Source organism: Pseudoalteromonas luteoviolacea CPMOR-1 (assembly GCF_001625685.1).
Taxonomy (GTDB): Bacteria; Pseudomonadota; Gammaproteobacteria; order Enterobacterales; family Alteromonadaceae; genus Pseudoalteromonas; species Pseudoalteromonas luteoviolacea_K.
On sequence record NZ_AUYC01000020.1, the window covers coordinates 229,870 to 241,328 of the forward strand.

Annotated in this window: 13 protein-coding genes; 2 read left to right on the top strand and 11 right to left on the bottom strand. The window is 41.3% G+C overall.

Features of this window, described 5'->3' with window-relative positions; genetic code table 11:
* Nucleotides 1-5: 5 nt before the first annotated feature.
* From N473_RS08085 to N473_RS08095, 3 genes are read right to left on the bottom strand one after another with little or no spacing between them, the layout of a single operon-like run.
* Nucleotides 6-281, bottom strand: a complete 276-nt coding sequence (locus N473_RS08085) for an STAS domain-containing protein (protein WP_063367468.1) — start codon at nt 279-281, stop codon at nt 6-8.
* Nucleotides 282-290: 9 nt separating this feature from the next.
* Nucleotides 291-659, bottom strand: a complete 369-nt coding sequence (locus N473_RS08090; RefSeq protein WP_039608997.1) for a response regulator — start codon at nt 657-659, stop codon at nt 291-293.
* Between the two features lie 7 nt (nt 660-666).
* The gene (locus N473_RS08095; protein WP_063367469.1) at nt 667-1,803 is read right to left on the bottom strand and encodes a methyl-accepting chemotaxis protein; all 1,137 of its coding nucleotides are present in this window, start codon (nt 1,801-1,803) and stop codon (nt 667-669) included.
* 171 nt (nt 1,804-1,974) lie between these two features.
* On the opposite strand from N473_RS08095, the gene N473_RS08100 reads away from it, so the two are divergent.
* Nucleotides 1,975-2,388: a DUF4826 family protein gene (locus N473_RS08100; RefSeq protein ID WP_063367470.1), complete on the top strand. Its 414-nt coding sequence runs from the start codon at nt 1,975-1,977 to the stop codon at nt 2,386-2,388.
* On the opposite strand, the gene N473_RS08105 is transcribed toward N473_RS08100, so the two are convergent.
* From N473_RS08105 to cspD, 8 genes are all read right to left on the bottom strand, one after another.
* Nucleotides 2,372-2,830 carry a GNAT family N-acetyltransferase gene (locus tag N473_RS08105; protein ID WP_063367471.1) on the bottom strand — a complete coding sequence of 153 codons (459 nt, stop codon included), beginning with the start codon at nt 2,828-2,830 and terminating at the stop codon, nt 2,372-2,374. The two genes, N473_RS08100 and N473_RS08105, sit on opposite strands and share 17 nt — an antisense overlap.
* Nucleotides 2,831-2,959: 129 nt before the next feature.
* On the bottom strand, nt 2,960-4,114 hold the full coding sequence (locus N473_RS08110; protein ID WP_063367472.1) for a cupin domain-containing protein: 1,155 nt from the start codon (nt 4,112-4,114) through the stop codon (nt 2,960-2,962).
* Between the two features lie 75 nt (nt 4,115-4,189).
* On the bottom strand, nt 4,190-5,560 hold the full coding sequence (purB, locus tag N473_RS08115; RefSeq protein ID WP_063367473.1) for an adenylosuccinate lyase: 1,371 nt from the start codon (nt 5,558-5,560) through the stop codon (nt 4,190-4,192).
* Between the two features lie 36 nt (nt 5,561-5,596).
* Nucleotides 5,597-6,199 carry a high frequency lysogenization protein HflD gene (hflD, locus tag N473_RS08120; RefSeq protein WP_063367474.1) on the bottom strand — a complete coding sequence of 201 codons (603 nt, stop codon included), beginning with the start codon at nt 6,197-6,199 and terminating at the stop codon, nt 5,597-5,599.
* Nucleotides 6,199-7,299: a tRNA 2-thiouridine(34) synthase MnmA gene (gene mnmA / locus N473_RS08125; protein WP_063367475.1), complete on the bottom strand. Its 1,101-nt coding sequence runs from the start codon at nt 7,297-7,299 to the stop codon at nt 6,199-6,201. The genes hflD and mnmA overlap by 1 nt, the downstream gene beginning before the upstream one ends.
* Nucleotides 7,300-7,378: 79 nt before the next feature.
* Nucleotides 7,379-8,032: a pseudouridine synthase gene (locus N473_RS08130; RefSeq protein ID WP_063367476.1), complete on the bottom strand. Its 654-nt coding sequence runs from the start codon at nt 8,030-8,032 to the stop codon at nt 7,379-7,381.
* A 112-nt stretch (nt 8,033-8,144) separates the two neighbouring features.
* A complete protein-coding gene (locus N473_RS08135; RefSeq protein ID WP_063367477.1) occupies nt 8,145-10,367 on the bottom strand; it encodes an NADP-dependent isocitrate dehydrogenase in 2,223 nt (740 codons plus the stop codon).
* A gap of 347 nt (nt 10,368-10,714) precedes the next feature.
* Nucleotides 10,715-10,933 (bottom strand): cold shock domain-containing protein CspD, encoded by a 219-nt coding sequence (gene cspD, locus N473_RS08140; protein ID WP_023401678.1) that lies wholly within the window; start codon nt 10,931-10,933, stop codon nt 10,715-10,717.
* 201 nt (nt 10,934-11,134) lie between these two features.
* Between cspD and clpS the strand changes: the two genes are divergently transcribed.
* Complete coding sequence (gene clpS / locus N473_RS08145; RefSeq protein ID WP_039608987.1) at nt 11,135-11,452, top strand: ATP-dependent Clp protease adapter ClpS; 318 nt, start codon at nt 11,135-11,137, stop codon at nt 11,450-11,452.
* The last annotated feature ends 7 nt before the right edge of the window (nt 11,453-11,459 follow it).

Consider the following 11,459-nt stretch of genomic DNA (forward strand, 5'->3'; position numbering starts at 1 on the left):
ACCCCTTAGTCATTATGAGGTGCTGACATACCAACACCTAACTTTTTACATCGCTTTTCAATGAGTTCATTTGTAGAGATAGCATCGATTTTTAGTCCAATTTTTTGACTGTGATAAACAACCCAAATAATGAGCTGTAAACCAGCAGAATCCACTTCTGTGGTATCGCTAAAATCAAATGAAACACTCTCTTTGTCCGAAATATAAGACTTAATTTCATTGAACGTTTCTTGAACTTCGTAAATCGTTAGTTCAGAAGGAAATTTAAAACACTCTGACATATGTGCTCTCTACATCATTAATAGTTTTGATACTGCTTGCAGCATTTGTGCAGGCTTAAATGGTTTCACCATCCATGCTTTTGCACCAGCTTTCTTTCCTTCTTCCATCATGCTTTGCTGATTTTCTGTTGTTAACATTATTACGGGAGTAAACTTATATTGGGGAAGCTGTTTAGCTTGCTTAACAAACTCAATACCATTCATATTTGGCATATTTACATCACTGATTATCAGGTGTATTTTGTTACCATTGAGCTTGGTTAGCGCATCTTTTCCATCTCTAGCTTCCACGACATTAAAGCCTGCGCCTGTTAAGGCGATATTGACGACTTGTCTGAGTGAGTCAGAATCATCTACTACTAATATGGTTTTACTCATAATGGCCTCATAAGAAAGTTAAATCATCAACCGTATCGTCATCGCCATCTTTTGCTAAGATGCTACGTTGCTCGTTGGTTGCTGCGGTTTTCTTCAGTTCGTTACTGATCCTTTGGTGATTAAATTTAGCTGTTTGGCATTTCCTGCGATTTAGAATAAATTGGTCAATCTCTTCGGTCATGATGTGCAAAGCGATTGTCACACTATCCTGTATCTGGTCGACTCGATCTTGAAACTGTAAATCGACCATAATGTGTGAAATCTTTTCCCGTATCTCTATATTAGAAGCGTGTAGCTCAGAGGCTTGCGCTTCGACTTGTTGAGATAAATCAAGCCATTCATCTACGACATTATTTATTTCAGTTCGATATTTCTCAGTGAGGGCTTGCTTGTTTTCTAATTCACTGTTCATCATATCCATTGAAGTACGCATGGCGTTTGCAATGCTTTCTATAAGCTGTCCGATGCGTACGCCTGTTTCACCACTTGAGTTAGCCAATGACCTGACTTCGTCAGCAACAACCGCAAAGCCTCGGCCATTTTCACCTGCGCGAGCGGCTTCAATAGATGCGTTTAGTGCCAATAGATTAGTCTGTTCGGCAATTTTAGATACATCAACCGACATCGTTTGCAATTCGTTGCTTTTGTCTACTAAATCTTTAATCGTAACTGTCATTTGAGCTTGAGAGTCATTGGTTTGCTCAATATAAGCGAGTACATCATTGAGTTTTTCTCTGCTCGACTCAGACACTCCTTGCAGCGTGTTGCTACCATCACTTGTTGTTCTGTCTAAAGTGTCTGAAATGTTTCCAACCAGCTGAGAGAACTCACCGGACATATTTACGATTGAGCTTTTGGTTTGTTCTCGCGCACTGGATACTTGAGCGATTAGTTGAGGAATAATCACACTGCTCAGTTGCTCTAAACATGCTAAATCTTCTTTTTGCTCTTGGGTGTTGTCAGTTTTAGACAGTTCAGGCTCACTTTGCTCTTCAGGGTGAGTCTGTTTAAGGCCGACGTTTTGAGATACTAGCGCGATAGCTGACATCCCAGCTAAAAGGAGTGTGGTTAGCAGAGACTCTACAAAAATTAATCCAATCACCAATGTCAATATAGGTGTAATGTAAGCTACAAACAAAAACATGTTACTTATTCTTCAGCTGGGTTATTTTTAGCCTAGTAAAGTATGATTATTGTGCAAATTTTAATTTGTCTCTGCGCTTTGCCATTTCTTTGTTGCAACGAGTTAATGAAATTAATAGAGTGTGGGTAAAGTTTAAGACAGTTTAAAATAAAGAAGTAAGCAGGTTTAATTATGTCAAATTCGCAACAGCAGAAATCACTCCAATCTTGGCAACGAGAACAACTGCACGTAGCTCAACGTTACCTTGCAGAAAAAGGCATCATCACAAACAAAGTAATTGAAAAAGAATGTCGTATTCTGCCGCCAGCACTTGCAATTTGGCGGCTTGAAGACCAAAAAGGAAAGGGCTATTGGGCTGTTTCTGGGCAAGTGCCAACCGACGCAGTAGAAGTGAAAGTTGCTAACACGGCAAGAGATGTACTAAGGCACTTATCATTCCAGTGGCAATTAAAGGCCGATGGCATTATGTCATCAGGCATCAAAGATAAGACACAAGTTGATTTTGCGAACTTGCTTGTTAACAAGGCACATGATATCTATGCAATTTACGACAATGATAAACTGTGGGCTAATGTAGCATCGTAAATGGCTCCGAGTTAATCATTGAAGCAGGGCATTTGAGGCGCTGTCTTGGTATCCCTGCTTCCATAAATACGCTCCCTTGTTTGCTAAACCCTGATTTTATAAAGGTGGGTACTTCGTCTAAAATACACTGAACAAAAACGTCTTCTAGACCTTTCTGCTGAGCTAGATCTGCAAGATAACCGATTAATGATTGATAGGCTTGTCTGTTTCGATGATCTTTAATTATTGCAATACGGCTGATTAACCCGTCACTGCACAGCCGACCCGTGCCCACAGCTTGGTCGTTTTCATCACGTATTAGCACATGATCAGCTGTCTTGTCATGTTGATCGAACTCTACTTGTTTTGGTAAGTGCAATTCACAAACGAATACTCTTTCACGAATTTGGCGCAGTTGTCCCTGAGTTTGTTTCCAACTCACTTTGTCGACGTGATAAATCATGATTACCTCTTTGCGAAAAATCATAGAACACGTCCTGACGAATAAGGGAAAATTCAACCCTTATTATTATTTTGAGGTGCCACGAATTTGGCACCTTACTTTTGTTCGGTTGGCCCTGTCAGTCAGGCATTAAGACCAAGCTTCAATGTAAAATAGCCCGTCATTAATAAGCGTAGTTAACGTTTGTTTGAATTCCAAGCTAATTAACGCTGGTTTTACCTGTTCAAAAGAAAAAGCTGTACTATCTGTTAACAATTTTACCTGTTCTAGCGTATTTTTGGGCAGTGTGTAATTTTCCCCATTCACGCTCAACAAAATGTGCGTGTCGGTAATCTGATAAACTGCTCTCACTCCGCCAGAACGAATCACGGTGTCGTGTGGCTCAACTTCATCTTCTAGAAACTCTGCGACTAATGCATCGTCAAGGGGCGCTAGGTCCATATCGTGCTTGGGTTGGCTTAAGTAGGTGCCTAGCCATTGACTATACAGTGTGTCATTCTCAATTAATCCGGTTAACATAGCTTGGATTTTGCGCTTGTCATCAAAATTAATTTCACCAATTGATGCCCTTATGCTGAGATCGGCATCACTGTAGCGGTTTTTTCCTGCTTCTTCGTCAATAATGTGGTCAGCAAAACTACTGATCAGGTCTTTTTGGTCAGGTGCTCTAAACCCAACAGAGTAGTTGAGTGCATTTTCAACGGCATAACCTTCGTGCGGGCAACCAGGTGGAATGTAGAGAATATCACCGGGCTCAAGAATGTCATCAATTATGGCTTCAAATTGTTCAACTTGTAGCAGCGCTTTGTCTTTAGTGAACTGTTTCAAGCTTGCGTCTGGCATGCCAACACGCCAGTGTCTTTTGCCTTCACCTTGGATAATGAAAACATCATACTGGTCTAAGTGAGGTCCGACGCCGCCTTTAGGTGTCGAATAACTAATCATCAAATCATCGATGCGCCAGTTTGGAATAAAACGAAATGGTTCAAGTAATTCGGCTGCTGGTGGATGCCAATGATCAACAGCTTGAACGAGCAGGGTACTGTTGGTTTCAGTTAATTTGTCAAAATTTTCAAATGGACCGTGGTGAGCTAACCAATTTTCATCATGATTGGTGATTAATCGAGACTCTATGCTGTCTTCCATTGCTAAGCCTGCAAGTTCCTCCGCTGACAAAGGGTCTTGAAAATCTTTAAAACCTCCCTTGATGAGCAGAGGTTTTTTTTGCCAATACTCTTTTAAAAAGGCTTCTGGGCTCATATTGTTAATAGACAGCTGGTACATATTTTCTCCATAAAAAAAGCGAAAGTAACAAGCTATTTGCTTATCCTTTCGCTTAATAAAATCTAATGATTTAGATTAGTTTAATTCGTCGATAAATGCTTCGGCACGACCAATGTAGTTAGCCGGAGTCATCAGCTTCATTTCAGCTTTAACTGCGTCAGGTAAATCTAGGCCGTCGATGAATTCTGCCATGATCTCTTGATTAACACGCTTACCACGCGTTAATTCTTTAAGCTTTTCATATGGCTTTTCGATGCCATATTTACGCATAACTGTTTGGATTGGCTCTGCAAGCAGCTCCCAGTTATCGTCAAGCTCTGCAAGTAGGCGATCTGCATTGACTTCTAGCTTGCTAATACCTTTAAGTGTTGCTTGATATGCAATCAGAGTATAACCCATGCCAACACCTAGGTTACGAAGTACTGTTGAGTCAGTAAGGTCACGCTGCCAGCGAGATACCGGTAGTTTTTGCGCAAGGTGAGCAAAAATAGCATTTGCTAAACCTAAGTTACCTTCTGAGTTTTCAAAGTCAATTGGGTTAACTTTGTGTGGCATTGTTGATGAGCCGATTTCGCCAGCAATTGTTTTTTGTTTGAAGTGGTTTAGTGCAATGTAGCCCCAAACGTCACGGTCAAAGTCTAATAGAATTGTGTTGAAACGTGCAATCGCATCAAACAGCTCTGCAATGTAATCATGCGGCTCGATTTGAGTTGTGAAAGCATTCCAAGTTAGACCAAGGCTTGTAACAAATGATTCAGCGTGTGCATGCCAGTCATATTCAGGGTAAGCACTAAGGTGTGCATTGTAGTTACCTACAGCACCGTTGATTTTGCCTAATAGTGATACATTTGCAATTTGCTCGCGTTGACGCTGTAGGCGAACATAAACGTTAGCAAACTCTTTACCCATAGTAGAAGGTGATGCAGGCTGACCGTGAGTACGTGTCATCATTGGTACTGACTTATACTCAATTGCCTTATCTTTGATGGCATTAAGCAGGTTATCACAGTAAGGAAGTAATACTTGATCACGTGCTTCGCTAAGCATTAAACCATGAGATAGGTTATTGATGTCTTCAGATGTACAAGCGAAGTGAATGAACTCATTAACAGCTTGTAGCTCTTCATTATCCGCAACTTTCTCTTTAAGCAAATATTCAACTGCTTTAACATCATGGTTAGTAGTACGCTCGATGTCTTTAACACGCTGTGCATCTTCTTCGCTGAAGTTTGCCACGATGTCGTCAAGTAGCGCATTCGCTTCGTCACTGAAAGCAGGGACTTCTTTGATTGCGTCAGCTTTTGCTAAAGCTTGTAACCAACGAACTTCTACTGTGACACGGTATTTGATCAGACCGAACTCACTGAAGATGCTTCTCAGTTCTTTGGTTTTGCTACCATAGCGACCATCTACTGGAGAGATAGCGGTTAACGCTGAAAGCTCCATAATTTCTCCTAACTAATTGGTTTTTTGAACGATATTTTAAATAAATTGTTGTGCTGTGTGGATAATCTTCTTTTTAGAGAAAAAGAAGTGACGGCGTTTGCCGCCTAACTGTCGCCACAACACGGCACTTCTAATACCTGCTAACAGCAAAGCACGTATCTTATGTTGAATATGGGTTTGCTGTAATAAATCTGGTTTACCAAAAACTTGGATCTTTGGACCTGCAGGGCTGATAACTTGGGTGTAGATATCAGCAAGTGCGCCTAGAACTTGTTCGTCATAGACATTGAAATGTAATGTTTGCCTTTCTACTTGCTCAATACGCTTTGCTAGTTCTGAGAAAACAGCATCATTAGAAGATAAGGCTCTTTCTAATTGTAACAGGCTACCGACGTATTTTACTATCTCAACGTCTTTTTCACCGTCACTTGATAGTTGAGCAACCAGTGCTTGATAACCACCTTTAAGGGCAAAGTGATCATCATAGACATCTTCTGGGTTTTGAGGCGCGGTATTTAATATGCTCTGCAAAAAAGTATGCACTTCGTTTTCATTGAAGGTGCCATAACGAGCACATTTTTGAACAAGCTTTGCTATTTGGCAAATAGCAGCGAGTGGAATAACGGCTTTTGATTGCATTATTTAATCACCGACTCAATGATACCACCACCTAGGCAGGCATCATCGGAATAAAAAACAGCGGATTGGCCAGGTGTTACGGCTTTTTGTGGTTCATCAAACAAAACGCGTGCCATGCCGTCTTTACCGACTAATAAGGTACAAGGAATATCTTCTTGTCTGTAACGTGTTTTCACTGTGCAGCGAGTCGTGCCTTGTGGACCTTCACGATCCACCCAGTGAAGCTGGTTCGCATTCAATCCATTGCTGTAAAGACGAGGGTGATCTTTACCTTGTCCAACAACAAGTACGTTGCGCTCTACATCTTTATCTACTACGTACCAAGGTTCACCTGAGCCTTCTTTCATTCCGCCAATAAGTAGGCCTTTTCTCTGGCCAAGCGTGTGATACATTAACCCTTCATGTTCACCGACTTGGTTTCCTTCAGCATCTTCGATGGTGCCAGGTTGAGCTGGTAAGAATTTTTGTAAGAAATCTTTGAACTTACGCTCACCTATAAAGCAAATACCTGTGCTGTCTTTTTTGTTATGTGTAATTAGGCCTTGCTCTTCGGCAATTCTGCGTACTTCAGGCTTTTCTATTTCACCTACTGGGAACAGGGTTTGTGCAACGTGTTCATGGCTGAGTGTGTATAAGAAATAACTTTGGTCTTTGTTATTGTCTAAGCCTCTTAGCATGGCAAACTTTCCGTCACGTTCCTCTCTGCGAACGTAGTGCCCGGTGGCGATGTAGTCTGCACCTAATGCTTCGGCAGCAAACTCTAAAAAAGCTTTGAATTTAATTTCTTTGTTACACATGATATCTGGATTAGGCGTACGACCAGCACGGTATTCTTCCAAGAAGTATTCAAATACGTTATCCCAGTATTCAGCTGCAAAATTGACAGTGTGTAATTCAATGCCAAGCTTTTCACAGACCGCTTGTGCATCTTTTAGATCTTCAGCTGCGGCACAGTATTCATCGTTATCGTCTTCTTCCCAGTTTTTCATAAACAAGCCTTCTACTTGATAGCCTTGTTCTTTTAGAAGGTAAGCTGAAACTGAAGAATCTACGCCGCCAGACATGCCGACAATGACTTTAATGTTACTGTTATCGCTCATAATATCGCTGTACATCTATATGTAATATTTGAAAGGTCGTGAGTATAGCATGCATTTGGCTACCCTCAAAAGACACACTCTAGACTTTATTTGGCTGTAAAACCTTATACTGACCGTTATTTAGGCCATTGAGGGTATATTTACCAATACTGTATCGGATCAATCTCAGTGTTGGGTGACCTATGTGTGCAGTCATACGGCGAACTTGTCGGTTGCGTCCTTCAGAAATGGTAATGCTCAACCAAGTTGTAGGAATATTTTTACGCTCTCTGATAGGTGGCGTGCGTGGCCAAACATTTGGCTCTTCTATTACCTCAATGTGTGCAGGTTTAGTCAAGCCATCTTTAAGCTCAATGCCTTTTCTAAGCTGGTTTAACGACTGCTCATCCGGTGCGCCTTCCACCTGAACCCAGTATGTTTTATTGGTGTTCTTTTTGGGTTCAGTCAGTTTGTGTTGCAGCTTGCCACAGTTTGTGAGTAGCAATAGGCCTTCACTATCACGATCAAGGCGGCCCGCAGCATATACAGATTTAACATCGATATAATCAGCAAGTGTTTTACGATGTTGATCATCCGTAAATTGGCAGAGAACATCGAATGGTTTATTGAACAAGACTACTTTGACATCCTCAGGTTTGACTGGCGGCTTTTTAGCGCCTCGTGATGGTCGTCGTGAGATGTTTTTTGGCTTGTTCCGAGCAGCGTTAGGGCGCTGACTGTTTTTGTATGTCATAGCTTACAAAGAGGTAATATGAATGGGCGCATACTAACAAAAGTCTCGCAATACTTCAGCATGAAAACGAAAAAAGGCAGCACAAGGCTGCCTTTTAAAGCTTGAATTTAACTTATGCGATTAGGTTTAATGCATCGTTAAATAATTTACTTGGACGCATTGCAGCAAACGCTTTCTCGTCATTTGGCTGGAAGTAACCTTCAACATCCATAGCTTGACCTTGAACATCGTTTAGCTCTGCAACGATAGCAGCTTCGTTTTCAGTTAGTTGCTTAGCAACTGCTTCAAATTTAGCTTTAAGCTCAGCGTCAGTGTCTTGTGCAGCTAGCGCTTGTGCCCAGTATAGAGATAGGTAGAAATGGCTACCACGGTTATCTAGTTCATTCACTTTACGAGATGGTGATTTGTTCTCGTCTAGGAATTTACCCGTTGCCGCATCTAGCGTATCTGCCAGTACTTGTGCTTTTGGATTGTTTGTTACTTGGCTCAGGTGCTCAAGAGACGCAGCAAGCGCTAAGAATTCACCTAAAGAGTCCCAACGTAAGTGGTTTTCTTTTTCGAACTGTTGAACGTGCTTAGGCGCTGAACCACCTGCACCAGTTTCGAATAGGCCACCACCGTTCATTAGTGGAACGATAGATAACATTTTCGCACTTGTACCAAGCTCTAGAATTGGGAACAAGTCAGTTAGGTAGTCACGTAATACGTTACCTGTAACTGAAATAGTGTCTTGGCTGTCTTTCATGCGAGCTAGTGAGAACTTTGTCGCTTCAACAGGTGCAAGGATGCGGATATCAAGACCGTCTGTGTCGTGCTCTGGTAAATATGCATTTACTTTTTTGATAAGCTCAGCGTCGTGTGCACGCTCTTCGTTTAACCAGAATACTGCAGGTGTATTAGATGCACGTGAACGGTTAACAGCTAGCTTAACCCAATCTTTGATTGGTGCGTCTTTAACCTGACACATACGCCAGATATCGCCTTGCTCAACATCGTGTTGAAGTAGTACGTTACCTGCTTGGTCAACTACGCGGATAACACCATTCGAAGGGGCTTCAAACGTTTTGTCGTGTGAACCGTATTCTTCTGCTTTTTGAGCCATAAGACCAACGTTAGGGATTGTACCCATAGTACGAGGATCAAAAGCACCATTTTCTTTACAGAAGTCGATAGTTGCTTGGTAAACACCAGAGTAACAACGATCTGGAATAACAAAACTTGTGTCTTGTTGCTTGCCTTCAGCATTCCACATTTGACCGCTTGTACGGATAGCCGCTGGCATAGATGCGTCGATGATAACGTCACTTGGTACGTGTAGGTTTGTGATACCACGATCAGAATCAACCATTGCAATGCTTGGACGAACGTCATAAACCGCAGCAAGATCTGCTTCAATTTCAGCGCGTTTTGCGTCATCTAGCTTAGCAAGCTTGTTATAAACGTCACCAATACCGTTGTTAACGTCAACACCTAGTTGCTCAAAAGTATCACCGTGTTTTTCGAATACTTCTTTGTAGAATACTTTAACTGCGTGACCAAAGATAATTGGATCTGAGACCTTCATCATGGTTGCTTTCATGTGCAGTGAGAAAAGAACGCCTTTCTCTTTTGCTGCTTCTACTTCAGCTGCTAAGAAAGAGCGAAGTGCGCTAACACTCATGCGAGACGCATCGATGATTTCGCCAGCAAGTAGAGGGGTGCTTTGCTTAAGTACATTTACAGTACCGTCTGCTGCAACATGCTCGATACGAACGTCTGTTGCTTCAGCAACGGTTGTAGACTGCTCAGAGCCAAAGAAGTCGCCTTCGCTCATGCTTGCAACGTATGACTGAGAGTCTGCAGACCAAGCACCCATTGAATGTGGGTTTTTCTGAGCATATGCTTTTACAGAACCTGGTGCACGACGGTCAGAGTTACCTTCACGTAGTACAGGGTTTACTGCGCTGCCTTTGATTTTGTCGTAAGTTGCTTTGATAGCAGCTTCTTTGTCATCTTTTGGCTCTTCAGGGTAATCAGGAAGTGCGTAGCCTTTTTCTTGTAGCTCTTTGATAGTTGCTTTAAGTTGAGGGATTGAAGCACTGATGTTAGGTAATTTGATGATATTTGCTTCAGGCGTCTTAGCAAGTTCGCCTAGCTCAGATAGTGCATCTGCAATTCTTTGCTCTTCAGTAAGAAACTCAGGGAAGTTAGCGATCACACGACCAGCTAAAGAGATGTCTCTTGTTTCTACTTCAACACCAGCTGCTTTAGTATAAGCTTGAATTACTGGCAACAAAGAATATGTTGCTAAAGCTGGTGCTTCGTCGGTTTTTGTATAAATAATTTTTGATGTCATCATCATTCCTAGATAGTTTTGGGCCAATTTCGACCGTTCAACAATAAGCAAAATCTTGCTAACTTATGTTACCCAACGTTATTTTGACGAATGGATAGCAAAAAAATTAGCTTTAAAAAAAGCTTAAACTCTTTGTAATTAGCAAGTTTGTTAGTTATTCCTACTGAAGTTAGGTAATAGCAATAACTAACAGACCTGGACATCGGCAGGGATTGTACCAATCTAATCGTAATGCTGCTAATGCAATTTACTTAAGTTATAGAAAAATATGTTACAAGGGGCGTTTTGAGGAGAAAAGAGATGAAGCGAGCAACTTACGTAGCCCGCTTATAGAGCCTTAGAATTTGCTATGCCATTTCACCAACTTTCGGTGCAATATTAGTAGCATGTAAGCCCTTAGGCCCTTCCTGTAGCTCGAATGTTACATCTTGACCAGCTTTAAGCGTCTTGTATCCATCCATTACAATCGTCGAGTAATGTGCAAAGATATCTTCGTCACTGCCGTCTTCTACGATGAAACCAAACCCTTTGGCGTTGTTAAACCATTTGACTTTTCCGCAAGCCATACTTCTACATCCTTCTATAAGTTGACTAATTAAGTTAATCTAACCTTTGAAATTTGCTAAGCTGTCCATATCATGAACAACTAGGACTAGAATGTAGTTTAAATAACCATACAGTCAAGTTTTTTAGTGCAGTTTTTTAACATTTTATTTATTTTTTAATTCAAGTTTGCTTGAGTATATAAGACAAGACTATATTTAATTATGAGTGGGATAAAAGATTCGGGTGTGTTGGAAGAGGTTAAAGACCTTGAGAAGCAAAAATTACAACCACCTAAGAAATACAAAGTGATTTTGAACAATGATGATTATACACCGATGGATTTCGTCATCGAAGTGTTAACGACTTTTTTCAACATGGATAGCGAAAGAGCAACTGAAGTGATGTTGAAAGTACATCACGAGGGAAAAGCGGTATGTGGAATGTATCCTGCAGACATAGCTCATACAAAGGCTGAGCAGGTAAACAGATACGCTCGCGATCATGAGCATCCGCTCCTGTGTAGCTGTGAGCAAGAATGACCTTATT